Source organism: Aminobacter sp. MET-1 (assembly GCF_026521175.1).
Classification (GTDB): domain Bacteria; phylum Pseudomonadota; class Alphaproteobacteria; order Rhizobiales; family Rhizobiaceae; genus Aminobacter.
In genome coordinates, this window is record NZ_JAMSHL010000003.1 from 265,774 (window position 1) to 291,801 (window position 26,028).

The following is a 26,028-nucleotide window of genomic DNA, read 5'->3' on the forward strand; positions in this document are numbered from 1 at the left end:
AAAGAACTTCAGGAAAGGCAAAAATCATGGGCAGCGCTGCTCACGACATCCATCCGGCACTCCACAGCCATCGCTTCATGGTCGGCCGCGACGCCTCCGGCCACTGGGTGGTCAGCGACGAAAAGGCCATGGTCGGCGGCATCTTCGCCGACAGGGAATCGGCGGTGCGGTTTGCGCTGGCCGAAAGCGATCATGTGCCCGGCGCGGTGTTCTGCGCCCCCGCCGAAATCACCCTGAGCCTCGATCCGGTCTTTCCGGAGCCTCGTCGCAACTGACGCGCTGGCGTGCCTCGGGCTTATCGGCCCGAGGCACCTCCTCGGCACGGAAGGCGCTGGTCCTGGGAGGATGACACGCGCAATCCGTATGCGAGCCCCGCCACAGCGTGAGCAGCGTCCTGGCAAGCGTCATGCCGCTGCCTTCTCCCAGTCCGGAAACGGATCGGCGAGATTGCGCCAGAGTTCGGGGGCAAAACCTTCCGCGTCGACAAGGCAGCTGTCGAGTTCGGCGCGGATGCGCACCTCGTTCATCGGGTGGCAGCCGATAAAGACGATCTCCTGCCGCCGATCGCCCCAGACGGGATCGAGATAAGGCTGCATCGCCGCCTGCCATTCGGCATGGTCGGGCCAGCGCGACCTCGGCACCGCGGCCCACCACAGGCCCCGCCTGGCGGTGCGCACCAGGGCGCCGGCCTGGCTGAGTTCGCCGACATGGTGCGGCCGCGTCGCCAGCCAGAAGAAGCCTTTGGCGCGGATCACGCCTGGCCATTCCCGCGATATGAATGCCTTGAGTTTTACCGGGTCGAACGGTCGACGGGCGCGGTAGACGAAGGAGCTGATGCCATATTCCTGCGTCTCCGGCACATGATCTGCGAAACCGTGCAACTCCTTGAACCACAGCGGATGCTGCTCGGCCCGGTCGAAGTCGAAGCGGCCGGTGTCGAGCACCTCCGCCAGCGGCACCGCGCCAAAATCGACCTCGACCACATGGGCATCGGGGTTCAGCGCCCGGATGATCCTGCGCGCCGCCTCGATGTCGTCACGACTTGCCGCCGACACCTTGTTGAGCACCACCACGTCGGCAAACTCGATCTGCTCGACCAGCAGGTCGACCAAAGTGCGTTCGTCACCCGCGCCGAGCGACTGGCCCCTGTCGCGCAGGAACTCCGACGAGGCATAGTCCTTAAGCAGGTTCGCCGCGTCGACCACCGTCACCATCGTGTCGAGCCGCGCCACGTCGGACAGGCTTTCGCCATGCTCGTCACGGAACTCGAAGGTCGAGGCCACAGGCAGCGGCTCGGAAATGCCGCTCGATTCGATCAGCAGGTAGTCGAAGCGCCCCTGTTCGGCCAGTTCCCTGACGCTCTTGAGCAGGTCGTCGCGCAGCGTGCAGCAGATGCAGCCATTGCTGAGCTCGACCAGCTTTTCCTCGGTCCGCGACAGGTTGGCGCCGCCATCGCGCAGCAGCGCCGCATCGATGTTGACCTCGCTCATGTCGTTGACGATGACCGCGACCTTGCGGCCATCCCTGTTGTTGAGAACGTGGTTGAGAAGCGTCGTCTTCCCCGCCCCCAGGAAGCCCGACAGGACCGTCACGGGCAGGCGTCTTGCTGTTCGCACCGGCACGATGCTCTCCTTGCTGCATTTCGATGCGGTATCAATAATGTTATACCATTACAGACGTCAAGCGATCTTTGGTGCGAAGAAAGCCCGGCTGAGCAACTCCGCCCGTTAGCCGAGCGGCACGGTCAGGCCGGCCTTGACCCGGTCCATCGCGACCAGCGTGCGGAAGCGCTTGATGTTGGGATTGGCGAAGAACAGCCGCCGGGTCAGCGCCTCATATTCAGCCATCGACGTCACCGTCACGATCAGCACGAAGTCGGCCTCGCCGGTGACATAGTAGCATTGCTGCACTTCGGGTGCGGCGGCAAAGCTCGCCTTGACGGCGTCGAGCAGGTCTATCTTCTCGCTCTCGACTGCGATCTCGACGACGATGGTGATCGGCCGGCCGACCTTGCCGGGGTCGATGACGGCGACATTGGCCGAGATCACGCCTGTTTCCTCCAGGCGCTTGATACGGCGCTGCACGGCCGGCGCAGACAGGTTCACCGCCTCGCCGATCTCGCGTTGCGGCGTCGCGTTGTCGCGCTGCAGGATGTCGAGGATCTTGAGGTCGAACTCGTCAAGTTCGGGCAAAGCGGATCGGATCAAGAGACACCCTAACGAAACAAACTTGCACAAATCAGGCCACATTAGAGCGCCTTTCTCACTCCGCTTGCAATATCAATGCATCGAGGCAGGAGATTCAAACGCATGCTCATCCGCAACCAGCACCCTGATTATCGCAAGCCGCTTGCATCTGGGGATGCCGAAACCCTCGGTGTCGAGGCGGGTGAAGCCGTCGCGCGCTTCCTCGAGCATCGGCCCAATCACCGCGCCACCCCGCTGCGTGCTTTGCCCGCCCTCGCCCACGATCTCGGCGTCGGCGCGATCCACCTCAAGGACGAGGGTTATCGGCTGGGCCTCGGCAGCTTCAAGGCGCTCGGCGGCGCCTATGCAGTCATCCGCCTGGTGCTCGAAACGGCCGAGGCCAGGCTCGGCCGGCCGGTCGGCATCGACGAGCTGCTCTCCCCTGACGTCGCCAGGATCGCCGCGTCCATGACCTTCGGCTGCGCCACCGATGGCAACCATGGCCGCTCGGTCGCGCAAGGCGCCCAGCTTGTCGGCGCACGTTCGGTGATCTTCGTCCATGGCGGCGTCAGCGACAACAGGGTCGAGGCCATTGCCCGCTACGGCGCCGAGATGGTGCGCGTCGCCGGCACCTATGACGACTCGGTCGCCGAAGCCGCACGGGTCTGCGAAGCCAAGGGCTGGACCGTCGTCTCCGATACGTCATGGCCCGGCTACGAGCGCATCCCGGGCCTGGTCATGCAGGGTTACACGGCGATCATGCGCGAGGCGCTGGCAAAGCTGCCGCAGCCGCCGACCCATGTCTTCGTCCAGGCAGGCGTCGGCGGCATCGCCGCCGCCATGGCCGCCTATCTCGACGCCCGCCTCGGCGACGAACGCCCGACCTTCATCGTGGTCGACCCGGCCCGCGCCGCCTGCATCTTCGAGACGGCGCGCGCCGGCAAGCCGGTCAAGCTCAATCATGGCGAGCCGACTGTCATGGCGATGCTCGAATGCTACGAACCCTCGCTGCTCGCCTGGCGCATCCTGGCCCGCAAGGCCGACGCCTTCATGACCGTCGAGGACGAGGATGCGGTCGAGGCGATGAACCGGCTGGCGCGTCCGCTCGGCCACGATCCTGTCGTCGTTGCCGGCGAAAGCGGCGCTGCCGGCATGGCCGGGCTGTTCCGCGCCGCCCGCGACCCCGAGATGCGCAAGTCCATCGGCGTCGATGCCCATTCGCGCGTGCTGCTCATCGTCACCGAGGGCGCCACCGATCCCGACCGCTACCGCGAGCTGGTCGGGCTGACACCGGCCGATCTTGCCGCCGGCCAGGCAGTCGCGGCGAAATAAGCCGTAGCAGAATCCCCCTTGTGGGGAGGGAAGGGATCAGGCGTTTGAACCCCATTCGAAACGCCTGCCCTTCCCGCCATGCTGTTGTAATCTGCGCCGGCTAGCTCTTTTCTCCATCCGCAATAGAGAGCCGTCGCCGATGAACCTTGCCATGACCGCACACGCCTCGCTTTTCCCGTCCGAAGCCGAGATCAGCCAGATCCTGGTCGAGCGCATCGACCGGCAGCAACAGGGCGTCGGCATGGTCATAGGCACGTTCGGTCCAGCCGGCCGGCAGGTCGTCGCCCATGGGCGCTTCGGCGCATTCCACACGCGGCCTGTCGATGGCGACACCGTGTTCGAGATCGGCTCGATCACCAAGGTCTTCACCACGCTGCTGCTCGGCGAGATGGTCGGCCGCGGCGAAGTGGCGCTTGACGATCCCCTGGCAAGATACCTGCCCGCATCGGTGACGGTACCGACGCGCGCCGGCCGCCAGATCACGCTGACCGACCTGGCCACCCACACCTCCGGCCTGCCGCGCCTGCCCGACAATTTCGCCCCTGATGACGACGAGAATCCCTATGCCGACTACACGGTCGAGCAGATGTACGATTTCCTGTCGGCCTACCAATTGCCGCGCGACATCGGCGACCACTATGAATATTCCAACCTCGGCATGGGCCTGCTCGGCCACGCGCTCGCCCGCGCCGCCGGCATGGAGTTCGCCACCCTGCTGCACCAGCGCGTTCTGGCGCCGCTGCGCATGACCTCGACGGCAATCGACGCCACGCCCGAGATGCAGGCGCGTCTGGCGCTGGGCCACGACGCCGACCTGATGCCTGTCGCCAATTGGGACCTGCCGACGCTGGCCGGCGCCGGCGCACTGAAATCGACGGTCGACGACCTGTTCAAGCTGATCGAGATGGTGCTGGAAGGCCGCCCATCGCAGCTTGCCAGGGCGCTCGAGACCACACTGTCGATCCGCCGCCCGACCGACGATTCCGGCCCAGAGACCGCACTTGGCTGGCTCGTCTCCGGCGACGGCGACAACCAGGCGATCCTGCATGACGGCGGCACCGGCGGCTACCGCTCCTTCCTCGCCATCATGCCGGCGAAGCGCATCGGCGTCGTCGGCCTGTCCAACACGGCGACCGAAATCGGCGTCAACGACATCTGCGCCCACATCCTCGATCGCGACAACCCGCTTTTGCCGGCGCCGCGCAAACGCGTCGTCGCCAGGATCGATCCGAACCTCCATGACCGCTATGTCGGCATCTACAGGCTCGCCCCGAGCTTCGAGATCGCAATCACCCGCGATGCCGAAGGCCTCTTCGCCCAGGCGACCGGCCAGGGCCGCCACGAGATTTTTCCGGAGAACGACAGGCAGTTCTTTCTCAAGATCGTCGACGCCCAGATCAGCTTCGACATCGGGCCCGACGGCCGCGCCACCGCCCTGACCCTCCACCAGAACGGCCGCAACACGCTGGGGCCGCGAGTGTAGGAGCTTCAGTTCCGCGCACGAACGAAAAAGCCGCCCCGAAGGGCGGCTTTTCTTTTGGGGCCAACGGCAGGCCTATTCGGCCGCCAGTGCCGGAACATGGGGGATGTCGGCGACATTGCCATGATCTTCCGCTTCCGGCTCGACCTGCTTCTTCTTGGGCTCGCGCCCGAAGAACAGGGCATAACCCGCCGGCAGCACCAGGATGGTCAGCACCGTCGCCACCAGGATGCCGCCCATCATCGCATAGGCGAGCGGCCCCCAGAACACGCCGCGCGAGATCGGGATCAGCGCCAGCACCGCCGTCATCGCCGTCAGCGTGATCGGGCGGAAGCGGCGCACCGCGGCCCCGACGATTGCTTCGGAGCGCTCCATGCCCGCGGCGATGTCCTGGTCGATCTGGTCGACGAGGATGATCGAGTTGCGGATGATGATGCCGAGCAGCGCGATCACGCCGAGGATGGCGACGAAGCCGAAGGGCGCGCCCGATATCAGCAGTGCCGCGGCGGCACCGATGATGCCGAGCGGACCGGTCGCCAGCACCAGCATCGCCTTGCCGAAATGCTGCAGCTGCACCATCAGCAGCAGCACGATGACCAAAAGCATGATCGGCGCCTTGGCGGCAATCGACATCTGGCTCTCGGCCGCATCCTCGGCGCCGCCCTGGATCTCGACCTTGTAGCCGGGCGCGAGGCCGTCGCGCAGCGGCTTCAGGTCGCTGTACAGCTTCATGGCAACGTCGTTGGGCTGAACGCCGTCGGGCAGCGTCGCACGCACCGTGATCGTCGGCAGGCGGTCGCGACGCCATTCGATGCCCTGCTCCATCACGGGCACGACCTTGGCCACCTGCGACAACGGCACGAAACTGCCGAAGTCGGTCGGAATGTAGACCGAGTTGACCGCCGACAGCAGCTGCCTGTTGGCCTCCGGCTCGCGGGCGACGATCGACACCGTCTCCTCGCCGTCGCGGAAATTGTCCAGCGGCGCGCCCGACATGGTTGCCTGCAGCATCTGGCGGATGCGCTGCGAGGAAACGCCGAGCGCCCTCGCCCTGTCCTGGTCCACCACCAGCTTCATCGCCGGCACCTGCTCCAGCCAGTCGTCATGAATGGCGCTGAGCTCGGGGTTCTCGGCGAACTTGGCCTTCACCTGGTCGGCGATGCGGCGCACCTCCGTGCGGTCGGGGCCCATGACACGCATCTGCACCGGCCAGCCCGTGGGCGGTCCGAGGAACAGGCGGTCGACCTTGCCGCGGATCGAGGGGAAGTCTTCGGCCAGGATGGTGCGCAGCTTGACGATCAGCCGCTCGCGCGCCGGCTCGTCATTGGCCATGACAAGCAGCTGGGCGTAGTTCGGGTTGCGCAGCTGCTGGTCTAGCGGCAGGAAGAAGCGCGGCGCGCCCTCGCCGATGAAGGTGGCGATGAACTTCTTGTCCGGATCGTCCATCATCCGGGCTTCCAGCGCCTCGGCCTGCTTCTCCACTTCCTTGATGCTGGTGCCCTCGGGCAGCCAGAGATCGACGAGGATTTCCGGTCGCGACGACTGCGGGAAGAAATTCTGCGGGATGAACTGGAAGGCAAACAGCGAGCCGAAGAAGGCCATCAGCGTCATGGCAAGCACGATGATGCGATGCCTCACCGCCCAGGTCACGGTCGAGCGCAGGCGGCGATAGAAGCTGGTGTCGAACACGTCGTGATGGCTGCCGGCATGCTTACGCTGCTTGAGGATCATGTAGCCCAGCCATGGCGTGAAATAGACAGCCACGAACCACGACGTCACCAGCGCGATGCCGACGACGAAGAACAGCGAGCGCACATATTCGCCGGCCGTGGATTCGGCGAAGCCGACGGGAATGAAGCCGGCCGTGGTGATCAGCGTGCCGGTCAGCATCGGGAACGCCGTCGACGAATAGGCGAAGGACGCCGCCTCGATCTTGACCAGTCCCTCCTCGAGCTTCCGCTCCATCAGCTCGACCACGATCATGGCGTCGTCGACGAGCAGGCCGAGCGCGATGATGAGCGCGCCGAGCGAGATGCGCTGCAGATCGATGCCGAGTTCGTACATGATGGCGAAGGTCGCAGCCAGCACCAGCGGAATGGTGATGGCGATGACCAGGCCCGAGCGCCAGCCGATCGACAGGAACGACACCACCAGCACGATCAGCAACGCCTCGATCAGCGCCTTCATGAACTCGCCGATGGCCTCCGTCACCACCTCGGGCTGGTTGGAGATCTGGTCGACCGAAACCCCGTAAGGCAACGATTCCTCGAAGCGCTTGTAGGTCTCCTCGACTGCCTTGCCGACATCGGTGACCTTGAAACCCTTGGCCATCACCACGCCGAGCTGGACGCTGTCCTGGCCATTGAAGCGGAACTTGCGCTGATAGGGGTCTTCGAGGCCGCTGCTGACGGTGGCGATGTCGCCGAGACGGGTGACCTGGGTGCCGGCGCGCAGCCGCAGCTCCCTGATATCCTCGACCTTGCTGACGTCGCCTTCGACGGAGATGCGCACCGAATGCGTGCCGGTGTCGACCGTGCCGGCCGGATCGACATTGTTCTGCCCGGCAATGGCGTTGCGCAGGTCGTTGAGGGTCAGCCCGCGCCCGGCGAGCACGTTCGACGCCACGTCGATATAGATGCGCTGTGGCTGGTCGCCCAGGATGACGGCCTTTTCGACGCCCGGCGTCGTCAGCAGCATGTCGCGCGCCTTGACCGCGAACGCCTTCAGCTCGGGATAGCTGTAGCCGTTGCCCGATATCGAATGCAGCGTGATGAAGGTGTCGCCGAACTCGTCGTTGAAGAACGGTCCGATCAGGCCCTGCGGCAGCTCGGAGGCGATGTCGCCGACCTTCTTGCGCACCTGGTAGAACGCCTCCTTCACATCGGCCTGGTTGGTGTTGCCCTTCACCTGGACCGTGATGATGGCGCTGCCGGCGCGCGTATAGGACTTCACCCAGTCGAGATGCGGTGTCTCCTGCAGCTTGCGCTCGATCTTGTTGACGACCTGATCCTGCATTTCCTCGATCGAGGCGCCCGGCCAGATCGCCTGCACCACCATGACGCGGAAGGTGAAATCGGGATCCTCGCTCTGGCCCATGCGCATCAGCCCGAGCGCGCCGGTGATGATGATGAGCGCAAACAGGAAGCGCGCGATGCTGGGATGGCCTATCGCCCAGCGCGACAGGTTGAAGGGCTGCTTGTCCTGGCTGGAGCTGTCCATAACAGTGGTTCCGGATGGCGCAGGCCGGCCGTCTTCCGCGGCGGCGCTGCGCAGGGTCAATGTCCTGGCCGCCACACGGCCGGTTCGGCCGCCTGGCAGGTCGATGGAAAGGGTCGGCTAGTTCGTGGCGTTGTCGGCGGCGCGCTGCTCAGGCAGCTTGACCTTCAGGTTCTCGGTCATGAACTGGGTGCCGGCCGCGACCACCAGGTCGCCGGGCTGCAGCCCCTCGGCCACCTGCACCCCGTCGGCGACGAAGTCGGCGACCTTGATGCCGCGCGCATGCACGGTGTCGGTACCGTCCTTCACCACCCAGACGATGTTCTTGCCGTCCTGCTTGGCGAGCGCGCTGAGCGGGATCGACACCAGCTTCTGCCCGCTTTCGACACTGGCCGCGACCCGCGCCGTCATGCCGAGCAGCACGCGCTTGTCGTCTGGCAAGGTGATGCGCACCGAAAACGTCCGCGACTGCTGGTCGGCGCTGCCGGCCACCTCGCGCACCGTGCCGTCGAGCAGGATCTGCTCATACGACCAGAAGGTCACCTTCACCGGCTGGCCGGGAGCGAACTGGGTGATCTCCAGTTCCGGCACCGCGATCTGCACTTCCTTTTCGCCATCCACGGCAACCGACGCCACCGGCGTCCCGGCGCCCACCACCTGGCCGGTGTCGGCGCTGATGGCGGTGACGATGCCGCTCTGGTCCGAACGCAGCTCGGCATAACCGACCTGGTTCCTGGCCTGGCTGAGCGCGGATGCCGCGGCATCGCGCTGTGACGATGCCTGCCTGTAGGCCAGGGCCGCCTGCTCGCGCTGGGCCTCGGAGGCAAACTTCTTGGCGAAGAGCTGTTCCGAGCGCTGGTCGGCCAGCCTGGCGGTCTCGACCTGCTTTTCGGCCGCCGCGAGATTGGCCTCGGCCGTCGTCACCGCCAACTGGAAGTCGGTCGGATCGATACGCGCCAGAAGGTCGCCGGGCTTCACCTTGTCGCCGATATTGACGACGCGCTCGGTGATCTTGCCGGCAACGCGGAAGCCGAGATTCATCTCCGTCCGCGCCCTCACCGCGCCCGAATAGTCGAGTTCGCGCGTCGTGCTGGTATTGGCGATCTCCACCACCTTGACCGGCCTGACCGCCTCCACGGTCTCGGTCTTGGCCTCGGAGCAGGCCGCGATGGCCCCACCGATCATGACGACGGAAACGACGCGCGCAAAAGGACGCACCTTCGCAGCGAAGGTCTGGAACGAAGACATCGTTCGCACTCCTGGTTGTCTGACTGATCCTGGATGGCGGCCCGGAGGCCGCCCGATTACTTCAGCGCCTTCAGCGCGTATTCCGTAAGTTCCTCGAAGGTCGCACGGTTCGGCTTGTTGACGCATTGCGACACCATCTGCGGGTGGCAAAGGGTGGCAGTCGCGGCACCGAAACAGCGCGCGGCAATCTGGGGATCCTGCTTGGCGAACTCACCCGATGCGATGCCCTCGGCGATGACTTCCGCCATCAGGTCATGCAGCCGGTCGATATGCTTTTCGATGACATGCCAGTCGCGCTCCAGCGCGACGATGACCATCTCGTGCACCTTCTCCTGGTCGAGCATGGTCTCGACGGTCAGCCGATGCTGGGCATGGATGAAGCGGCGCAGCCGCTCGGTGGCGCTGCCCTCCGCACGGAGGATCTGGCAGGCCATCTGGTAGACCGCCGCCAGCATGCGGCCGCAGATCGCCTGGTGGATTTCCACCTTGGAGGCGAAGAAGCGGTAGATGTTGGCCGGCGACATGCCGAGATCGCGGGCAATGTCGGCGACATTGGTCTTGGCATAGCCATAGTGCCGGAACAGCCGGTCGGCGGAATCGAGAATGCGCCCGACCGTTTCCTGTCGGGCCAGATCCACCGTGCTTTCGGCTGCTTCGCTCATTTCGGGTCGCTCTTTTTACGACTGACGATTTTCATATTTCGTCATTCGTAATCCGTAATTGGCCGACCGTCAATCCGCTGCAGTGCAAAAAACACCTGTATGCTGACACATGGCGACGGCCACGCTGGCGTGGAGCAGCCAGGCGTCGCAATGCCCTCAGGCACGAAAACCATTGTGTCACACGGACTTGGTCGCCCGCGCTGAATCAATCCGGAAGGTCCCGCCTGCGCCGCCGGACGCACTGCCTACAGGCCACGAATGTGACCATGCCCAACGCCAACTGTGAAATGCATGCTTGTTGCAGTGATGGTGCTGATGGGCCCCGACCGCGGATTTGCACAGCTCACCCAGACCTGATGCTTACGGTGGACCTTGGACGGAACAGCTCTGTGAGAAAGCCGCCGTTCGGCTGCCGACCCCTTTGAAGCCGTCCGAGTTAATTCCGTCGCGAACCGAATCCTGCCGTGCAATTAGGCTCCACCGCCAATATCAAGGCTCGACCTCGAATATGGCTTCGATTTCGACCGCCGCGCCCTTTGGCAGCGACATCACGCCAACGGTGGACCGCGTATGCCTGCCGGCATCGCCGAAGACTTCGACCATTAGATCAGATGCGCCATTCATGACTTTCGCCTGATCCTCGAAATCCGGGGTGCTGGCGATGAAGCCACCAAGCCGCACGACCTGGCGCACACGATCCAGGCCGCCCAACGCGCTGCGGCACTGTGCAAGAATGTTGATAGCGCAAGCTCTTGCCGCAACGGTGGCATCTGCCACCGTTACGCTTCCGCCGACACTGCCGCTGGCAACGAGGGCGTCTCTGTCAAGGCAAAGCTGCCCGGACACGAAAAGCAAATTCGACGATCGCATCGTCGCCACGTAATTCGCCACTGCGGTCGGAGGTTCCGGCAACTCAATGCCCAGGGCTGCGAGACGCGTCTCTGCTGTGCTTGCCATCAGCGAGCGCTTTCATCAAAGGAACGTCCGGTAAGTGGAACGAGTACCGAGAGCAGCCGTCGCATGCCCGCCTCCAAGATCGATCTCGAAGTGCCGAGGTTGATGCGGATGTGGTTCTCTCCACCAGGCCCCATCGGCTCGCCATAAGTCACGATGAGCTTCGCCTGCCTTTCAATCAGCGGCTCATAGACAGCCTTCGGCGTGTTGAGCCCAGAGAGATCCAGCCAGGCGAAGTATGCTGCTTCGGCTACCGGAACCCTGACCTCGGGCAGGAATGACCGGATCAAATCCGTGACATATGCGTGATTGCCGGCAACATGGCGCATCAGCGCGTGGCTCCAATCGTCACAATCCCGGAACGCCACCTCGGCAGCAGCGTATCCAAGTACGCTGCCACCATACTGTAGATTGGCGCGCAGCAAGCCGCGCCGGAAGGCATCCCGCAGGACCGGGCTCGGAGTGACAACGATGGAATGCTTCAGTCCGGTAAGATTGAAGGGCTTGCTTGGTGAGAGCAAGCAATAGGAATTCATCGCAGCCCATTCTGAAACCGCCGCAAAGGGTGTGAATTCCGTTCCCTCATACAGCATCCCGCTGTAGACCTCGTCGGAAACCACGATGACTCCGCGTTCGGAGCATATGCGTGCCAGTTCCTTCAGCTCGTCGCGAGTCCAGACCCGGCCAACCGGATTGTGCGGGCTGCAGAGCAACAACAACTTCGTTCGGTCAGTAATGCAGGCCTCAAGCCCGGCAAAATCCATCTCGTATGTGCCGCCGCGATTGATCAGTTGATTGGCGACGGGCACGCGGTCGTTGGCCTTCACGATCTCCGCAAAAACGTGGTGGACGGGTGGCTGGTAGATGATCTCGTCGCCGGCCTGGGTCAGTTCCATGATGATCGAGTGCATCGATGGATAAATCGCGACACAGGAATCGATCCACGTTTTCTCCACCTGCCATCCGAAACGTCTGCTCAGATAGCCCGTGACCGCGTCGTAGTAGCCGGGTCGTCTCAGAGGATAACCAAAATGGCCGGCATCGACCGCACGATGCAACGCTTCAACGACGGCCGGTGGCGACCGGAAATCCAGATCAGCGGTTCCAAACGAGAGAAGGTCCGGGTCGCCCAGCCGGTCGATTTCCATCTCCCATTTGAGGGTGCTGAGAGCTGTCCGATCTATTGCCTGGCTAAAGTCATGGAGCGACTGATGGGATACAGAACGAGCGGTGTTTGTGGGCATGGGATCTCCTTCCCCGCGGATTCACGAGGTCGACATCTGATTGTTTGTGGGATCGGGCTACTTGACGCGCGCCAGGAACTCGCGGAGGCGTTGTGATTGCGGATTTGCAATCATTTCCTTTGGAACGCCACGCTCGACAACGACGCCACCGTCCATGAAAACGAGTTGGTCGGCGACTTCTGACGCGAACCCGATTTCGTGTGTAACCACCACCATGGTCATGCCGTCCCGCGCCAAATCCTTCATGACGGCAAGAACCTCGCCAACGAGTTCGGGATCGAGCGCCGAAGTAGGCTCGTCGAAGAGAATGACCTTGGGCCGCATGGCAAGCGCCCGAGCTATCGCCACGCGTTGTTGCTGCCCGCCAGAGAGCTGTCGCGGATAAGCGTGGCACTTCTCGGCCAGACCAACCTTGCCAAGCAGATGGAGCGCCCGCTCCGTGGCAGATTTGACCGATTCACCCCGGACATGGACTGGTGCCTCGATGACGTTCTGCAGGACGGTCAGATGGCCGAAAAGGTTGAACTGCTGGAACACCATACCGACCTCGGCACGACGGCGGCAGATTGCGCTGTCTGGCAGTTCATGGAGCCGGTCTTGCCTAAGCTCATACCCTATGAAGTCCCCGTCCACGAGGAGCAGGCCGCCATCGATCTTCTCCAGATGGTTGATGCATCGCAAGAACGTGCTCTTGCCCGAACCCGAAGGCCCGATGATGCAGGCGACGCTGCCTGTCGGGACGCTCAGGCTGACGTCTTTAAGCACTTCGAGGGAACCGAAGGATTTTCGGACGCCTTCGGCATAGACCATGACATTCTGGTCGATACCAAAGCGGCCGTGATGTGTTCTTGAAACAGTCATTGTGTGACCCTCCTGCGAACGGAGAAGGCATTGCTGAATGTTGCTTTCAGCGTGCCCTTGCCTTGCCGTGTGGCCTTGTCCCGAGAGAAATGGCGTTCCAGGTAAAACTGGCCGATCGACATGATCGCCACGACTACGAGGTACCAAAAGGTTACAACCAGCAACAGCGGTATGGTCTCGAACGTACGGGCGTAGATGGATTGCGCCGAATAAAGCAGGTCACCCACTGCAACAACGCTGACCAGCGAAGTGGTCTTGAGCAGGTTAATCGTCTCGTTGCCGGATGGAGGGATGATTACGCGCATGGCTTGGGGGATGATGATGCGGCGCATCAACAGGCTCGGTTTCATCCCGAGGCACAGAGCCGCTTCCCGCTGGCCTTGGTTGACTGACTGCAGGCCATTGCGGATGATTTCCGCCATGTAGCCGGATTCGTGGAGCGAAAGGCCGACGACGGCCGCGACCAGAGGCGTCATGACGTCGTTGGTCGAAATTGAAAAAATGGTGCCAAGACCAGGCAGCCAAAGCTCGAAGCGCGGAACGATCAGCGCCAGATTGTACCAGAGTATGAGCTGGACCAGCGCCGGCGTTCCCCGGAAAAACCAGACGAACACTTTTGCCGGCGTTGAAAGCAGCCGGCTCGGCGACAAGATCATAAGTGCCGCAATCGTGCCCAGGATAACGGCGATCACCATTACCAGAGCGGTCACGATGAGGGTCACCAGGAGACCATTCATGATCAGCGGATTGAAGAGATAGCTTCCGGCGATGGGCCATTGCAGCTTGGGGTTCGTTGCCGCGCTACGAACTGCCAGCGCGAGAAGCGACAGCACAAGCATGATGGCCGCGAGGCGGAACGGGTGGGGCAGCGGAACCACTTTAAGCTTGGCAATTGCCGCGGAGTTTTGATCGTTTTTCATGGGTGTCGCACAGCTCTCCCCGCCCGGCAGTCGAGGCCACCGGGCGTTCAGTCGATCTCGGATGAGATATGGCGGTTACTGGTTCAGTTGAGAGACGTCGGTGTAAATGACCGGCGCGTCCAGGGACGACTTGCCCATGTTGTAGCTGTCGAGCAGCTTCTTATAGGTGCCGTTCGCCATCAATTCCTTGAGGACGGCATCCACCATGGCCGCCGTAGCCTTGTCTCCCTTCGGGACCGCGATCCCGAGCGGTGACGGATAATAGCTGTCGCCGGTAACGACGAGCTGCCCCTTGCTCGTTTTCTCAAAATAGCCTGTGGCCGTCGAGTCATCCAACCAGGCCTCGGCGCGACCTGACAGCACCGCAGCGATGCTGTCCTTTGGCTCCGGATAGATCTGTTTGTTGATCTCCGGCAGGTTGGCGGCCTTGCAGTCGGCCGAGATCCTGTCGGCAGCGATATCGCCGGAAGTGCCGGTCTGAACCGCGACAGCGTGCCCGCAAAGGTCAAGCTTCTTTGTGAACTTGTCCTTGTCCTCCGGCTTCACCGTTGCCACGGAGCCGGTTTCCATGAAGGAGATGAAGTCCACCTGTTTCAAACGCTCAGGCAGCACCGTGAAGGTGGTCCAGGCCATCGTTGCGCGCCCCGATGCGAGAGCCGGAATCTGCGAGGCGAAGGGAATTGTGACGACTTCCAGCTTCACCCCCATCAGGTCGGCTGCGGCCTGAGCCATCTCAATGTCCAGGCCAGCCGGCTTTCCGGAGGCGTCAGTGAACTCGAAGGGGGCGTAGGCGAGGGAACTGGCGATTGTAAGCTTGCCGCTGGTCTTGACGGCATCCGTTACGGGAATGTCCGCAGCAAAGCTGCTGAGGGTCGAAAATGCCGAGAGCGCAAGAACCACGCCACTCGTTGTAAGGCCACGCTTCATTGGTTCCTCCCTGTTTGAACCGTGGCCTACGGATAGCAGTCGCCTGCATGATCGGTGAAATTGATAATGCGACATAAGACTATGCATGCTATGCATAGTACCATCGTGAAACAGCTCATGAGGGACCAACGCGTGGCGCACATCTATGCTAAGGTTGAGGACCGCCGGAGATGTTAAGGCGTCTATACGCCGCTTCTTTCAATGCCCGCTGCACCTCTGTCGTGGCGATGATCAGGCTTCGCAGCCAGGCATGTCCCGCATCGGCCTCCAAACTACGTTCGTAAACCATGGAGACCCGAACGTCCGGAAGAGGGAACGGGGCCGGAACGATCTTGGTCTCGGTTTCTTCGGAGACCGCGAAAATGAAGTTGTCGCCAAAAACCGTTATGAGAGGCGTGTCCTTGATGATCCAGGGCGCTACGAGATAGTGCGGAATGGTGGCGACAACCTTCCGTTTGAGGCCAAGGCCTCTCAGAACGATATCTGCAACGCCATCCGCCTTGCCGTCTGCAGAGATCTGAAGATGAGGCGAAGACAAGTAGCGCTCTTGGGTGAAGTCATCCAGCAGGCAATTTCCTTTCCAGCCGGCACAGACCATCTTGTGTGTCGATAGTTGCACGACCGTAATCTGGTCACTCTTGAGCGAAAAGTTGCCGAGCACCGCGCACTCGATTTGCTTGGATTTCAGCAAGTCGAGGACTTCAGCCTCTCTTGTGTGCAAGACGTTGAGCGTTGCATTTGGCGCCTGAGCCGAGAAGTTCTGGATGAGGCTCGGAAGGATCGTAACGGCCGAGGAATCCGAGAGGCCGATCCTGAAGTTTCTGAATGTGCTCGCAGGCTCGAAATTCAAATGCCTTTCAACGACCTGACGAATGTCAGCCAGCGAGCGAGTAAGAACCGCAGCCAGTTCTTTCGCCCGAGGCGTCGGCTCCATCACCCCTGAATCGCGAGAAAACAATTCGTCCTTGAAGATATGCCGCAACCTGGAAAGTGAATGGCTTGTGGCCGACTGCGTCCTGCCAAGGAGTTCCGCCGCCTTTGTGACGCTGCGCTCCTGCATCAATGCGTCGAACGTACGAAGCAGGTTCAGATCGATTTGATTCAAGGAGAACGCGTGCGGGCTTGGAGGCATCTGACAACATCATGAATTTCAGCTTTGGCGATTTATACATTCATACGAAAAATGTGCGCGACTATCACGATGTCCCTTGAGGACGAGCTCCATGGCTAGGAAGCAAGGGTTACCGCAGGTTCTAACCGCTAGGCACGATGGGCGCGCCTACTCCGCCCCGGCGCGCTGGTATTCGACGCTGCGTTCGGTCGCGATGCGATCCTTGAGCACCTCGTTGGAATAGCCGAACTCCAGAAGCGCCCTGCCGGCCAGTTGCAGGCCGGCCTCTACCGCATCGGGAATGACGAATTCGGCGCCCGCCTCGTAGAGCTGGCGGGCATGGGCGGCGTCCTGGGCGCGGGCCAGCACGGGCGCATCGCTGCGCATCTGCCTGACGGCATGCACCATGGCGGCGGCATCGGCCGCATTGTCGACGGTGACGATGAACAGGCTGGCGCCCTCGGCCCCGGCATGGGCGAGGATTTCGGGACGCGCGGCATCGCCCAGATAGATCTTGCGGCCCGCCTTGCGCTCGCGCGCCACGATCTCGGGATTGCGCTCCAGCGCCACGATGTCGGTTTCCTCGGCATCGAGGATGCGCGCAATCGTGCGACCGACGCGGCCGAAGCCGGCAATGACGACGTGCCCCCGGAGATCGGGATAGGTTTCGGGCGCAATGTCCGACGGCCGCCTGGCGTCGATACGGGCCGCGATGCGCCGGCCGATCAGCGCCACCAGCGGCGTGACCAGCATCGACAGTCCGGCAATGCCCGTCACCAGCGTCGCCGTCGGCGCGTCGAGCACATTGGCCGCCGCCGCAGTCGTCACCACCACGAAGGCGAATTCGCTGGCCGGCGCGAGCAAAAAGCCGGTCTCGACCGCCCGCGCCCGCTCCAGCCCGAAGGCGCGGCAGGCGAAGCTGGCGATGGCCGCCTTGACCACAAGCAGCGCCACCAGCCCTGCCAGCACCGTCGGCAGTTCGCTCCATACGGTGGCAAGGTCGAGGCCGATGCCGACGGTCATGAAAAACAGGCCGAGCAGCAGGCCCTTGAACGGTTCGAGGTCGACCTCGGCCTGGTGCTTGAACTCGGTCTCGCCGAGCAGAAGACCCGCCATGAACGCGCCCAGCGCCAGCGACAGTCCGGCAGCGGCGGTGAACACGGCGCCGCCGACGATGACCAGCAGCGTCAGCCCCATAAGGAAATCGCGTCCGCCGGCGCGTGCGGCAAGCCGGAAGGCGTCCTTGAGCACGAAACGTCCGAACAAAAGGATGATCGTAACCGCGATGCCGCCCTGGATCAGCGCCTCGAGCAGCGCCGGCAGCAGGCTGGCATCCGGCCCCTGCCCGAGAAAGCCGATGAGGATCAGGATCGGCGCCACCAGCATGTCCTGGAACAGCAGCACGGCGAGTGCTGCCCGCCCCACCGGCCCGGCAACGCGCTTTTCCTCGGTCAGCGTCTGCATGACGATCGCCGTCGACGACAGCGCCAGCGCAAGGCCGATCGCCAGCGCGACGCGGCCTTCGGCGCCGAACAGGGCGGCAACGGCGGCGATTGCAGCGACGCTCGCCAGCGCCTGCAGCCCGCCCGCGCCGACAACCATGCGCCTGAGCGACCACAGCTTCTCGAATGACAGTTCGAGCCCGAGCAGGAACAAAAGAAACAGCACCCCGAGCTCGGCAAAAGGTTCGGCCGCTTCCGGATCGGCAAAGGTGAAATGGCTGAGCAGCGGCCAGCGTTCCGCCAGGGCCCCCATGCCGAAGGGCCCGAGCGCCAGGCCGGCCAGCAGGAAGCCAAGCACGCTCGGGATGCGCGCCACCCGCATCAGCGGCACCAGCACGCCGGCGGCGAACAGGAACACCAGCGCATCGTTGAGCCAGATGTTGTGAAGGTTCTCGCCCATGGCGGCTCCTGGCAGGTGGCCCGTTCGTCGATGCCGACTCGAAGATCGGCACGTCAGCCATTTATGCCCGCCGCATCGGCCGATGCGAAGAAAGAATATGGCGGCCAGTGCCTTAGCCGCGCATCCGGAATCAGTATCTGCGACAGGGCGTCGGACAGTTGCCGGTCCGGAGCCCCCGGCAGCTACCTGTGCCGCACCGGCACGCTAGAGCAGCTTGTACATGACAGTCGTTGCGTCGAGACGGTCGCTGCCGAAGGGATCGCGCGCATAGGCGGGGATCACGCCGGCGGTGACATAGCCCAGCGACGTGTACAGCGGCTCGGCGCTGTCGCCGGTCCGCGTGTCCAATGTCATCAGGCGGCGGCCCAGCCTGCGGGCATGCGCCTCGATCTCCACCATCAGCCTGTTGGCAATGCCCTGGCGGCGGAAGTCGGGATGCACCATCAGCTTGTTGATGTCGGCCCGATGCATCTGGTTGGGCATCGTGTCGTAGCCGAGCTGCACCGTGCCGGCGATGCGGCCATCTTGCCTTGCCACCAGCATGATGCGCGTTTCTTCACCGACACCCGGCAGCACCTTGTCGGTCCAGAAGCTCTCGGCGTCGGCCAATGAATAAGGCAGCACGAAGCCGATGCTCGCGCCTGCATGCACGCAGGCATGCAGGAGTTGGCCCAGTTCGGCCAGATTGGCCTCGATGTCGCTGGCCCCGAACACGGAAATCTCGAATTCGCTCATGACGTCTCACACGATGAAAAGCATGTATGTCGCGCCCTGCCCCGCGGGCGTGGCAAAGGCGCTCGGTCCGAACAGCTGGTAGCGCAGGCAGTCGCCCGGCTTCAGCTCATGCGTGCCGCCGTCGACGGTGACCGAGAGCTGCCCATCCAGAAGCAGCAGATGATGCTCGAGCCCCTGATGCGGCGGCGCCTCGTAGAAAATATCAGTGCCGGCATCCATCTCGCATTCCAGCACCTCGCCGGCCAGCGTCTGCGCCGGCGGCGACACCTGCCGGCGACGAAACCCGATCTCGGGATCGCTCCACACCGGTTGCACCTGCCTGGACATCACCGGCTGAAACGTCCCCTCGACCATGTGCATCAGCCGGGACATCGTCAGCCCATAGGCGGCGCAAAGTTTGCCGAGCACGCTCGCCGTCGGGCTGACCTCGGCATTTTCCAGCCGCGACAGCGTCGCCCGGCTGACCCCGCTGCGCTTCGCCAACTCGTCCAGCGACCAGTCGCGCTCGGCCCTCAGCGTCCGCAGCCGCTGCGCGATCCTGATATCCATGCCATCGTCGATCTCATCCATATGAGAGAAATATTCTCAAATATGAGAATTAGTCAAGCCGGTCCACGAACAGCCCCATGTGACGGCGGCGCGTGGCGAGGCGACAGTGCAGGAATTCGGCGCGCTGCGGTCGGCCGTCAGGCCACGAAGGCATAGACCCTGGCTGGCGCCGCAGCGCTGCCGACATCGGCGACCACATATTCGGCCACCGGATCAAGCCGCGCCAAGGGCAGGAACTCGCGGCCGGGATCGCCGACCAGCACCGCAATGCCGGCAGTCAGGCACCGGTCGAGGAACACAGCCACCCGCTCGGCGATTTCCCGCGCGTAAAACAGGTCGCCGACCAGCACGAGGTCGACCTCGGGCGGCGCGCCACCGACCAGGTCGTCGCCGCACGGCATGACCGTCACGCCGTTCAGCCCGGCGTTGAGACCAATGGCGGCGATCCCGTTCGGATCGATCTCGGCCGACAGCACGCTGGCCGCCCCGGCCTTGGCCGCGGCAATGCCGACCAGCCCCGAACCGGCGCCAAGGTCGAGCACGCGTCGCCCTCGCACCGCCTCCGGCAGGGCAAGCACATGATGCGCCAGCGCCAGACCGCCGGCCCAGCGATAGGCCCAGTAAGGCGCTGGGCCATCGTCGTCGCTTGCCAGCCGGCGCAGGCCGCTGCCCGGATGAGCGGTGTAGAGCGATATGCCGGCAATCGACGGCACCGGCAACACCACGAGGTTTTCCCGGATGAACGCCTCCGCATCCGCAAACGCGTCGCGACTGGTCTTGTGAAAATTCAAATCCGAATCCCGAACAGCTCGCCCGAGGTCACGCTAGCGCGAGCGCGGAGCCGGAATCAAGAACGGGCGGAAGCCATGTGGCATGGCAAGAGCTCCCGCCCGAACCGGCATGTCAGACCATCTTGTCGATGATCTTGCGCATGTCGGCGGCGTCGAAGGCCTTCAGCGTCTGGGTCTTGATGTTGCCGAGCGCCGACACCGAGAGACTGAGCGCGGTCGCGGTCGCGTCGTCGGGCGCCTCGAGAAGAACGATGACGTCATGTTTGCCGAGCGTCCACAGCAGCGTATGCACCTTGGCGCCGCTCTTTTCGGCCATCGCCCTGAATGCGTCGGCGCGCTTGGGCGAGTCCCGCACCGTGCGTGCGCCCTGGTCGGTGAAATTGGTAAGAAAGACGTAATATGCCATTTCATCCTCCTTGGTTGCGGAGGCGTGCGGGCGCATCGGCGCAGCCGCCGTTTCTCCCGGAGCGCACCCTATCACCACAGGCGATGGCAGGATGTAGCCGTAAAGGCCCGCTGGCCTAGCCTTTAGGAGCTACGACAGGCCACGGCGGCCCAGGGATCCGTTGAGCAAAGGCTGCCGCGCTCCTAGATTGAGCCGCCGATTCTGTGGCGTGCCGTAACCTTGTGAGCTCCCATGCCGATCCACGAACTTGCCGCCCTCGGAGCCGCGACCTGCTGGTCGGTGACGGGACTGATCTCGGCCGGCCCTGCCGGCCATCTCGGCGCGCTCGCCTTCAACCGCTTCCGCCAGATCTTCGTCACCTGCCTGCTGGCCGCCTATGTGCTCGCCACCGGCGCCTGGCAACAGCTTGACGCCGCCAATGTCGCGCCGCTGCTGGTCTCCGGCCTCGTTGGCATCTTCGTCGGCGACACGCTGCTCTTTGCCACCCTCAACCGCGTCGGCCCGCGCCGCTCCGGCATCCTGTTTGCGCTGAATGCGCCCATCGCCGCCCTGCTCGGCTGGCTGGCGCTCGGCGAGGACCTGTCGACCAACGCGGTAGCAGGCATTGCTTTGACAGTTGCCGGCGTCGTGCTCGCCATCGTCTTCGGCAAGCGCCGCGACCAGCTGCATGCCTGGGAGAAGGTCAAGGGGCCGTTGTGGATCGGCGTGGCGCTCGGCCTCGGCGCCGCCACCGGCCAGGCCGTGGGATCGATCATCGCCCGCCCGGTCATGGCCACCGGCATCGACCCCTTCCTCGCCTCCATGCTGCGCGTCGGCATCGCCGCCGTCTGCCTGACAGTGCTGATCCAGTTGCCGATCCCAGCGGTCAAGCCCAAGGGGCCGCTGACCTTCAAGGTTGCGGCCCTCACCGCGCTGACAGGCTTCATCGCGCTCGGCATCGGCATGACGCTGCTGCTCTTTGCGCTTTCGGGCGGCAAGGTCGGCATCGTCTCGACGCTGTCGGCGACCTCGCCTGTCATCATCCTGCCGATGCTGTGGGCAAGAACCGGCGAGCGTCCCGCCAACGGCGCCTGGGCGGGAGCGGCGCTGGTCGTCGCCGGCATGGGCCTGATCTTCCTGCGCTGAACGACGCCGGCAGGCGCCGTCGGCGGCTACAGTCCGGCGGTGAAGCCCACCACCCCCCTGAAGCCGTAGCTGTCCTGGAAGCTGGTCGTGGCCAGTGCCTCGCCATGGAGGGCATATCTGCCGTCGTTCCAGCGATAGGCACCGCCAAGTCCGATCTCGCCGCCGAGGCGCTCGGGCCTGTAGGTCAGGTCCATGCCGTTGACCGTCGCGGTGGTGCCGTCGAGGAACTCGTAGGTCAGGCTGGCAACGCCATAGACATGCGTTCCGGCGTCGCGCCGCCAGTCCGCCGAAAGCCCGATCCTGCCCTTGAGGCTGTCGCCGTCCTTCAGCGACACCTCGGCTCCGAACGGATCGGTAAAGCTGTCGAAACTGACCGCCGAATAGGCCAGCTGCGCCTGCGGCGTCAGCGACCAGCCATTGCCGATCCCGACCTGCCGCCCGGCCTCCAGGCTCAACGCATAGCCGCTGCCGTGGATATCCTTGCCGATGCTGCCGGCTTGGTTCGAGGCGAAGTCGCTGCGCAGCACCGACACCTGCGCCTGGCCGTCGACATAGATACCTCTTTCGCCATACCAGGTCAGCGTCCCGCCCAGGCCATAGCTCGAGGTGCCGTTGGTTCCACCGCCGATGTCGGAGAAGATGTCGGCGCTGGTGCGGCCATAGTGCAGGTTGAGCCCGCCGATCAGCATGCCCCCGGCATCGGCGGCAATCTGGCCGTCGATGCCGGCCTGCATGCGCAGCGTGTTGCTGTCGAAGGCGGCATTGGTCGTCGATCCCTGCGCCTGGCTGCGGCCATGCGCAGCTTCGATGCGCGACCAGACCGCACCGCCCTCCTGGGATCCTGTGCCGTCGATGGCAAACCGGTGCCGGACGCCTGCACGCTGCTGCAGCGTCGGCAGCCCCACGAGGTCGAGCAGCACCTGCGGATAGATCTCATAGGTCGGCAGCGTCGGCGCGAGACCGGCGGAGCGAAGGTACCAGTCGCCATCGGCGGGGCCGCTCAAGCCGTTCTGGAACAGGTCGTAGCGGTAGGTGCCGGCAATCGCCGGTCCGGCGAGGACGAAGGCTCCCGCCGCCGAGACGCCGCCGACATCTACGATCTTTATGCCGTCGCCGGTGGTCACGCCGCCGATACCGCCGACATTGATCACCCTGACCTGCGTCGGACCGCTGCCTAGAATGCTGTCGCCGGTGATGACCAACAGATCGGTGGGCGACCCGTCGCCGCCGAGCTCCGTTTCGATCTCCAGCATGCCGCCATTGCCGGTATGGCTGCCGACAATGGTCAGCGTGCCGATGGAATTGCCCGGTGCGATGACGCCGCCGAGGAAACTGGCGGTGTTGCCGACCTGGCCGTTGCCCTGCAGCCGCCCGCCCAGCACATCCATGACGCCGCCGAGCCTGCCGTTGACCGCAAGCGTGCCGCCTTCGATGCGGGAGGTTCCGCCAAAGCCCGCGCTGTTTCCGGTCAGCTCCTGAATGCCGCCCTGCAGGGTCAGACCGCCGGTGCCCAGGAACAGGCCTGAATAGCTGTCGGCCGCGTTTGTAATCACCAGTTGGGTGGTGCCGAGCACTACCGAACCGGCGCCCGAGAGCGAGCGGATTTCGGTGGACGCCCCGCCGACCGTCGAAACGTCGAACACCCCGTCGGCGATCACCACGCTCGAATTTGCCAGGCTTGCGGCTCCGGACAGCATGAGCCTGCCTGCCTCGATATCGGTCGCACCGGTGTAGCCGAGCGATCCCGTCAGCGTCACGGTGCCGGTTCCGGCGACGGTCAGGCCACCAATGCCTGAGATGTCACCGGAAAGCGTGGCGTTGTTGCCATTGCTGTCGATCGTGCCGCCGCCGGCCGCCAGCGCGACGGCCCGCGCTGTCGCGAAGGAAGAGCCGAGCCGCAGCGTGCCGCCGTCGAAGCCCAGCCCGCCCGATGCCGCGCCGAGATTGTTGTCGGCCGTTACCACCGCGGTGCCGCCATCCAGGAACGTGCCGCCCGAATAGGTGTTCGCGTTGTTGAGGAAGGTGGTGCCCGCGCCTTTGACGATCAGACCGCCGGTTCCGGAAACGGGATTGTTCAGGATGAAGGAATTGCCCGCGCCGACCGCATTGAGCGTCAGCATGTAGCTGCCGAGGCTCAGCGAGCGCGATGCGGTGCGCCCCAGCTGCGTGACGCTGCCGGTGGCGCTGTCGACGCGCCATTCCTGGCTGCCGGCGATGATGAGTTGCTCGGACAGGGTGATCTGCTGGTCGACCTTGCTGTCGACCCCCAGCCCTTCCAGCCCATGAATGGCAAACGGGCCGGTCAACGAGCCCGGCGGGTTGGCAAAGCCACTGCCCGTATAGGGTGACCGAAACACCAGTTGCCCCACATTCCTGACGATGGGTCCGAAAATCATCGACTGTCCGGTGCCGGCACGATCGTAGATGGCGCGATCCCCTGCCTGAAGGATGATTGGCGCTTCGAAACCGCTGGAAGGAAGCTGCTGCCACACGACGTTGCCGGAGGAGTTGAAGTGATAGTCGCCGGCAAGGGCAGTGCTCGCCGATGACAGGAGCGCCACCGCCACCGCACCGGCGGAGACGCTATCCGCTCTCGTCCGCAGCGATCGTTGAAGTGAAAAGACGCTCTTGAAGACGGCCATGCCAAGCTCCCCCACGGGAAGCCGCACGGCGCCCCGCATCGATGATCTGATGCGAGCATCCCCACAGGAATCACTGATGGGGCCGTGCAGCGTAAAGATCGCCGCCAGCCCGATCATGCCCGCCGCAAGTGGATAGTTGCATAGAACCTGCTATATCGAAGCAGCGTGGCGTCTCATTTCTTGGCGCGATTTGTCTCCGCCCCACTACCTTGCCGTGTCTGGACACATCTGTACCCGCCATGGTCGCTGGACCGGCGTCCGCGACAGTCTTACGCAAGGTCACCGAACAGTTGCGCATCGAGGGGGCAAAGCGATGTGGCGGTCGACAGATGGTGCGCTGTGACGCAGGGCGCCGTCCTCCTTTCCACCGATCTGGTCGAGCCGGAACTGCGCGCGGACTACTGGCGTGACGTGACCCGCCCGCTGTTCGACACGACACCGGACAGCAACAGCCCCCTGCTCCTCGAAGGTTCCTTCGCCACTCGCCTGATCGGCCCGATGATGGTCGGCCGCGCGCGCTTCAATGCGCAGAACTATGTCAGGGACCGAAGCATCGTCAGCCAGAGCGGCCTTGAGGACTTCTACCTCGTCCAGTTGTTCACATCAGGCATGGCGGTCGCCGATTGCGAGGGCGTGGCCATGACGGTTTGCCCCGGCGACGTCTATGCCTTCGACATGGATCGAACCTTCCAGGCATCGGTGAGCGCCGGCTCCACCCTCAGCGTCCTCCTGCATCGCGAGCGGCTGGACAGGCTGTCCGGGCGAAGCCTGCACGGCACGCAGTTCAAGGCGGGCCAGCCTCTGACCCGCCTTTTGGCCGACTTCATCGTCGGCCTGAACGACGTCGCGCCGGACATCCGCGAAACCGAAGCGCCGACGCTGGAGGACGCCGCCGTCGCCCTGTTCGCCTCGGCCCTGAACCAGAACCCGGCCGACACGGCCCTTCAGGACCCTGCCCTTGCGCCTGTATTGCGCCGGCGCCTGCTCGACGTCATCGACGCGAAGCTGACCGATCCGGAGCTCGGCCCGGCAATGCTCTTGCGCCAGTTCAGGGTATCGCGGGCCCATCTCTACCGCATGTTCGAGGCCGATGGCGGTGTCGCCAGGGTCATCCGCGAGCGGCGACTCGATGCCGCCTATCGCATGCTCATGCGCCCCTCGCCCCCGCCCATGACGCAACTGGCCCATGACCTCGGCTTTTCCGGCGCCGGCCAGTTCCAGCGCGCCTTTCGCACCCGCTTTGGAATGTCGCCGAGCGAGGCCAGGCAGGAGCGCCGCACGCTGATCGTGGAAGGCAGCCGCCTCGCGGGCATGCAGGCCTACCTCGCCGGCTTTTCGGCCCCCGCGCCCCAGGCGCATTTTCAGGCCAAGTCGGACCGGCCTGCCAAACACGCCTGACGGCCGCGATAGTCGAAATCCCTGAGAGCAGTCAGCGGCGCGCCGCGACTGTCGGTCCATGTCGTCTCGTTGTCCAAGCGCTCAAGGCCGATATCCTGGAGATGCCGGGCGCTCAATTCATCGAGCGGGCAGCCCCTTGCTCCGCCGGATAGCCATTGCGGACGCCATGCCGCGAGCCTCTTCAGCCGGCGGCTGATCGCCCTGAAATCGTCGGCCACGAAAGTGAAATCGATCGCCTTGCGCTTATCGGAGATATCGTTGGTCCCGGTCATCGCTCGCTCCTTCCCCTGCTGGGCGCCCCCGGCACGAGGGACGCCGCGAGCATCGGCGCCACGCCTC

General features: G+C 64.0%; 23 protein-coding genes. 5 read left to right on the forward strand and 18 right to left on the reverse strand.

Annotation, left to right across the window (positions count from 1 at the left end):
- The first annotated feature begins 26 nt into the window (after positions 1 to 26).
- Positions 27 to 275 carry a hypothetical protein gene (locus NDO48_RS06310; protein ID WP_018428972.1) on the forward strand — a complete coding sequence of 83 codons (249 nt, stop codon included), beginning with the start codon at positions 27 to 29 and terminating at the stop codon, positions 273 to 275.
- Between the two features lie 129 nt (positions 276 to 404).
- On the opposite strand, the gene zigA is transcribed toward NDO48_RS06310, so the two are convergent.
- Both zigA and NDO48_RS06320 read right to left on the reverse strand, forming a co-directional pair.
- Complete coding sequence (zigA, locus tag NDO48_RS06315; RefSeq protein WP_267321191.1) at positions 405 to 1,616, reverse strand: zinc metallochaperone GTPase ZigA; 1,212 nt, start codon at positions 1,614 to 1,616, stop codon at positions 405 to 407.
- 111 nt (positions 1,617 to 1,727) lie between these two features.
- Complete coding sequence (locus tag NDO48_RS06320; protein ID WP_416377184.1) at positions 1,728 to 2,207, reverse strand: Lrp/AsnC family transcriptional regulator; 480 nt, start codon at positions 2,205 to 2,207, stop codon at positions 1,728 to 1,730.
- A gap of 102 nt (positions 2,208 to 2,309) precedes the next feature.
- Between NDO48_RS06320 and NDO48_RS06325 the strand changes: the two genes are divergently transcribed.
- Together NDO48_RS06325 and NDO48_RS06330 are read left to right on the forward strand one after the other, a co-directional pair.
- Positions 2,310 to 3,518 carry a diaminopropionate ammonia-lyase gene (locus NDO48_RS06325; protein ID WP_267321134.1) on the forward strand — a complete coding sequence of 403 codons (1,209 nt, stop codon included), beginning with the start codon at positions 2,310 to 2,312 and terminating at the stop codon, positions 3,516 to 3,518.
- 151 nt (positions 3,519 to 3,669) lie between these two features.
- Positions 3,670 to 5,001: a serine hydrolase gene (locus NDO48_RS06330; protein ID WP_267321135.1), complete on the forward strand. Its 1,332-nt coding sequence runs from the start codon at positions 3,670 to 3,672 to the stop codon at positions 4,999 to 5,001.
- A gap of 72 nt (positions 5,002 to 5,073) precedes the next feature.
- On the opposite strand, the gene NDO48_RS06335 is transcribed toward NDO48_RS06330, so the two are convergent.
- The 14 genes from NDO48_RS06335 to NDO48_RS06400 all read right to left on the reverse strand — a co-directional run bounded on the left by NDO48_RS06335 (position 5,074) and on the right by NDO48_RS06400 (position 20,524).
- The gene (locus tag NDO48_RS06335; protein ID WP_267321136.1) at positions 5,074 to 8,217 is read right to left on the reverse strand and encodes an efflux RND transporter permease subunit; all 3,144 of its coding nucleotides are present in this window, start codon (positions 8,215 to 8,217) and stop codon (positions 5,074 to 5,076) included.
- A gap of 117 nt (positions 8,218 to 8,334) precedes the next feature.
- Positions 8,335 to 9,462: an efflux RND transporter periplasmic adaptor subunit gene (locus tag NDO48_RS06340; RefSeq protein WP_267321137.1), complete on the reverse strand. Its 1,128-nt coding sequence runs from the start codon at positions 9,460 to 9,462 to the stop codon at positions 8,335 to 8,337.
- Positions 9,463 to 9,518: 56 nt separating this feature from the next.
- Complete coding sequence (locus NDO48_RS06345) at positions 9,519 to 10,124, reverse strand: TetR family transcriptional regulator (protein ID WP_018428979.1); 606 nt, start codon at positions 10,122 to 10,124, stop codon at positions 9,519 to 9,521.
- Between the two features lie 489 nt (positions 10,125 to 10,613).
- Positions 10,614 to 11,081 carry a RidA family protein gene (locus NDO48_RS06350; RefSeq protein ID WP_026227397.1) on the reverse strand — a complete coding sequence of 156 codons (468 nt, stop codon included), beginning with the start codon at positions 11,079 to 11,081 and terminating at the stop codon, positions 10,614 to 10,616.
- Positions 11,081 to 12,322, reverse strand: coding sequence for a MalY/PatB family protein (locus NDO48_RS06355; protein WP_267321138.1), 1,242 nt, complete (start codon positions 12,320 to 12,322; stop codon positions 11,081 to 11,083). Before NDO48_RS06355 ends, NDO48_RS06350 begins: the two co-directional genes overlap by 1 nt.
- Before the next feature lie 57 nt (positions 12,323 to 12,379).
- Positions 12,380 to 13,183 carry an amino acid ABC transporter ATP-binding protein gene (locus NDO48_RS06360; RefSeq protein ID WP_026227398.1) on the reverse strand — a complete coding sequence of 268 codons (804 nt, stop codon included), beginning with the start codon at positions 13,181 to 13,183 and terminating at the stop codon, positions 12,380 to 12,382.
- Positions 13,180 to 14,103 carry an amino acid ABC transporter permease gene (locus tag NDO48_RS06365; RefSeq protein WP_267321139.1) on the reverse strand — a complete coding sequence of 308 codons (924 nt, stop codon included), beginning with the start codon at positions 14,101 to 14,103 and terminating at the stop codon, positions 13,180 to 13,182. The genes NDO48_RS06360 and NDO48_RS06365 overlap by 4 nt, the downstream gene beginning before the upstream one ends.
- A gap of 75 nt (positions 14,104 to 14,178) precedes the next feature.
- Entirely contained in the window at positions 14,179 to 15,030 is an 852-nt protein-coding gene (locus tag NDO48_RS06370; protein ID WP_018428984.1) for an ABC transporter substrate-binding protein, read from the reverse strand.
- Positions 15,031 to 15,178: 148 nt separating this feature from the next.
- Positions 15,179 to 16,135 (reverse strand): LysR family transcriptional regulator, encoded by a 957-nt coding sequence (locus NDO48_RS06375; protein WP_267321140.1) that lies wholly within the window; start codon positions 16,133 to 16,135, stop codon positions 15,179 to 15,181.
- A 174-nt stretch (positions 16,136 to 16,309) separates the two neighbouring features.
- The gene (locus NDO48_RS06380; RefSeq protein ID WP_267321141.1) at positions 16,310 to 18,043 is read right to left on the reverse strand and encodes a cation:proton antiporter; all 1,734 of its coding nucleotides are present in this window, start codon (positions 18,041 to 18,043) and stop codon (positions 16,310 to 16,312) included.
- Positions 18,044 to 18,247: 204 nt separating this feature from the next.
- Positions 18,248 to 18,778 carry a GNAT family N-acetyltransferase gene (locus NDO48_RS06385; protein ID WP_267321142.1) on the reverse strand — a complete coding sequence of 177 codons (531 nt, stop codon included), beginning with the start codon at positions 18,776 to 18,778 and terminating at the stop codon, positions 18,248 to 18,250.
- 6 nt (positions 18,779 to 18,784) lie between these two features.
- Positions 18,785 to 19,348: a helix-turn-helix domain-containing protein gene (locus tag NDO48_RS06390; protein ID WP_267321143.1), complete on the reverse strand. Its 564-nt coding sequence runs from the start codon at positions 19,346 to 19,348 to the stop codon at positions 18,785 to 18,787.
- Between the two features lie 116 nt (positions 19,349 to 19,464).
- Entirely contained in the window at positions 19,465 to 20,118 is a 654-nt protein-coding gene (locus tag NDO48_RS06395) for a class I SAM-dependent methyltransferase (RefSeq protein WP_267321144.1), read from the reverse strand.
- A gap of 112 nt (positions 20,119 to 20,230) precedes the next feature.
- Complete coding sequence (locus NDO48_RS06400) at positions 20,231 to 20,524, reverse strand: GYD domain-containing protein (RefSeq protein WP_267321145.1); 294 nt, start codon at positions 20,522 to 20,524, stop codon at positions 20,231 to 20,233.
- 231 nt (positions 20,525 to 20,755) lie between these two features.
- On the opposite strand from NDO48_RS06400, the gene NDO48_RS06405 reads away from it, so the two are divergent.
- Positions 20,756 to 21,649: a DMT family transporter gene (locus NDO48_RS06405; protein WP_018428991.1), complete on the forward strand. Its 894-nt coding sequence runs from the start codon at positions 20,756 to 20,758 to the stop codon at positions 21,647 to 21,649.
- Between the two features lie 26 nt (positions 21,650 to 21,675).
- Here the strand turns inward: NDO48_RS06405 and NDO48_RS06410 are convergent, their stop codons facing one another.
- Positions 21,676 to 24,291, reverse strand: a complete 2,616-nt coding sequence (locus tag NDO48_RS06410) for an autotransporter outer membrane beta-barrel domain-containing protein (protein ID WP_267321146.1) — start codon at positions 24,289 to 24,291, stop codon at positions 21,676 to 21,678.
- A gap of 315 nt (positions 24,292 to 24,606) precedes the next feature.
- Between NDO48_RS06410 and NDO48_RS06415 the strand changes: the two genes are divergently transcribed.
- Complete coding sequence (locus NDO48_RS06415) at positions 24,607 to 25,689, forward strand: helix-turn-helix domain-containing protein (protein WP_267321147.1); 1,083 nt, start codon at positions 24,607 to 24,609, stop codon at positions 25,687 to 25,689.
- On the opposite strand, the gene NDO48_RS06420 is transcribed toward NDO48_RS06415, so the two are convergent.
- A complete protein-coding gene (locus NDO48_RS06420; protein WP_267321148.1) occupies positions 25,653 to 25,961 on the reverse strand; it encodes a hypothetical protein in 309 nt (102 codons plus the stop codon). The genes NDO48_RS06415 and NDO48_RS06420 overlap by 37 nt on opposite strands.
- Positions 25,962 to 26,028 lie beyond the last annotated feature (67 nt).